Origin of the sequence: Pseudomonas rubra, from assembly GCF_028656935.1 — a bacterium.
Lineage (GTDB): Bacteria > Pseudomonadota > Gammaproteobacteria > Pseudomonadales > Pseudomonadaceae > Aquipseudomonas > Aquipseudomonas rubra.
The window spans coordinates 1-2,070 of record NZ_JAMDGZ010000067.1 but is presented as its reverse complement, the minus strand read 5'-3'; the positions used below and the strand labels follow the sequence as shown (position 1 = coordinate 2,070).

2 protein-coding genes are annotated in these 2,070 nt (G+C 57.1%); both read right to left on the bottom strand.

Annotated features, from left to right (window positions below; translation table 11 throughout):
- Positions 1–39: 39 nt before the first annotated feature.
- Positions 40–1,593 (bottom strand): IS66 family transposase, encoded by a 1,554-nt coding sequence (gene tnpC, locus M5G17_RS24990; RefSeq protein WP_273895538.1) that lies wholly within the window; start codon positions 1,591–1,593, stop codon positions 40–42.
- An 18-nt stretch (positions 1,594–1,611) separates the two neighbouring features.
- The gene (gene tnpB / locus M5G17_RS24985; RefSeq protein WP_273895537.1) at positions 1,612–1,971 is read right to left on the bottom strand and encodes an IS66 family insertion sequence element accessory protein TnpB; all 360 of its coding nucleotides are present in this window, start codon (positions 1,969–1,971) and stop codon (positions 1,612–1,614) included.
- Positions 1,972–2,070: the final 99 nt, after the last annotated feature.

Here is a 2,070-nt window from a genome sequence, read left to right as displayed (position 1 = left end):
GATCCATGAACCCCACCTGCCGCAAGGTGGGATCTCGGTTTACCGTGGCATCTCTGGCGAGCAGTTCCACGGCAGCAGTGCTTCGTAATCCGTCACCGACTGCGCGTGTGGTAGCCGCTCCAGTACGTGGCGCAGCCACGTATAGGGCTCCTGGCCGTTGATCTTAGCGGTCTCGACCAGGCTGTAGATCTGCGCACTGGCGGTGGCGCCCTTGGGCGTGTCGCTGAACAACCAAGCCTTGCGCCCGATCACAAACGGTTTAATCGCGCGTTCCGCAGGGTTGTTGTCGATTGGTAAAAAACCAGCCTCAACGTAACGCTCCAGTCGGCTCCAGTTACTGGCCAGATAGTTAATAGCCTTGCCCAGCACGCTTTGCGGCGTCACCTGTGACTGGGTTTTATCCAACCAGCTTTTCAACTGCGCCAGGATCGGCAGGCTCTGTTCCTGCCGGCCCATAAATCGCTGCTCGTCACTGACGTCCTTCAGTTCACGCTCGATGCCGTACAGCTTGTTAATCATTGTCAGCGCGATATCGGCACGCCCCGTCTTGCCTTTGGGCTGCACTTTTTGAGCATCGACGAACTTGCGCCGCGCATGAGCCATGCACGCCAAACGCTCCACACCAGGTTGCAACGCCAAGGCGTTATAGCCGGCGTAATCGTCCGTCATGACGTAGCCGCGATAACTATCCAGCAGACGCAAAGGTACTTCCTGCGCTCGGCTGGAGGTGTAATCGAACAACACAACTTTTCGATCCGGTGGCCCGCTGGCTTGCACCCACATCCAGGATTGGCTGGTCGGGTCTCGATCAGGTTCTTTAAGGACCTGGACGCGAGTTTCATCGCAGTGGATCACCGGGCTTTCCAGCAACCGGTCGCGCATCAGATTCAGCAGCGGTTGCAAATGCTCGCCGCACTGGATGACCCAGCGTGCCAAGGTCTGACGCGGAATCTCGACACCGTGTCGGCTCAGCACCGTTTCAAAACGGTGCAGTGGCAAGCCATCGACATACTTGGTCGTCAGCAGCATCGCCAGCACGCTTGGACTGGCCATGCTCTTTTCGATCAACTGCGCAGGTTTGTCGGCGGTGACCGGAGCGGTTTCGCAACCACGGCAACCGTAGACCTTGCGGATGTGTTTGATTACGCGGATCTGCATCGGCACGATGTCCAGCTGCTCGCTGACTTCTTCACTGATCACATGCTTGCGGCAACCGCAGGTACAGGTCAGTTCGTGTTCGGACAGTTCGTGGATGACTTCGATACGCGGCAGGTCAGTCGATAGCGGCTTGCGTTTGCCACGGCGCGCAGTCGGCGTAACCACTTCCTCTTCTGCATCCTCGACGGCCAGCAGTGGATCACTTTCCGGCTCGTTGAACAGCGCCAGTTGCGGAGTGTTGGGCTCGGTCGTTTGCTCGGATTTACGCCCAAACAGACGGTCGCGCAGCAGCTTGATCTGTTCTTTCAGGTCGACGATATGGCCTTCGTGAGCTTCCAAAACTTCGGCCGTTTTCGCCTGGCGAGTCAGTGCCTCAAGCAAGAGTTGCTTGAGCAGAACGGGGTCATCGGGAAGGTCATCGGGCAAGGAGATCATTGCCCGGATTATACCGGGTCAAGCCACGAAGCGTGGGGTCAAAACCTGATGGGGACGATTGCGCCAAAGATCAAAGCCGTCGAGTAACCAGTTCAGTTCCTGAACGCTCAGTACGATGGCTTCGTCGGTGACGTCGGGCGAAGTTTTGAAACGCTCCGACTCCAGGCGCTTGAGCCAAAGGCAAAAGCCATTGCGCTCCCAGTAGAGGATTTTCACCCGGTTACGGTGGCGATTCAGAAAAACAAAAAGCACGGGATCGAACACCGCTACTTTGATATCCAGTTCGACCAGAGCCGCCAAGCCGTCGATGGATTTGCGAAAGTCCACAGGCTTGGGGTACAGGTAAACTTTTTCGACTTTGGCGTCGGGTCGCATCATGGCGGGCGGGCTCCAGAAAGAAATCGGGAGCACAGCATCCGAGATCAGCCGGGCACTTTGAATGTGGGGTTCATGGAGCCCTCACACTAAGATACCCAC

What these genes read in the sequence shown, in the direction of transcription:
- tnpB (WP_273895537.1), bottom strand. Translation starts at nt 1,971, where the DNA reads ATGATGCGACCCGACGCCAAAGTCGAAAAAGTTTACCTGTACCCCAAG.
- tnpC (WP_273895538.1), bottom strand. Translation starts at nt 1,593, where the DNA reads ATGATCTCCTTGCCCGATGACCTTCCCGATGACCCCGTTCTGCTCAAG.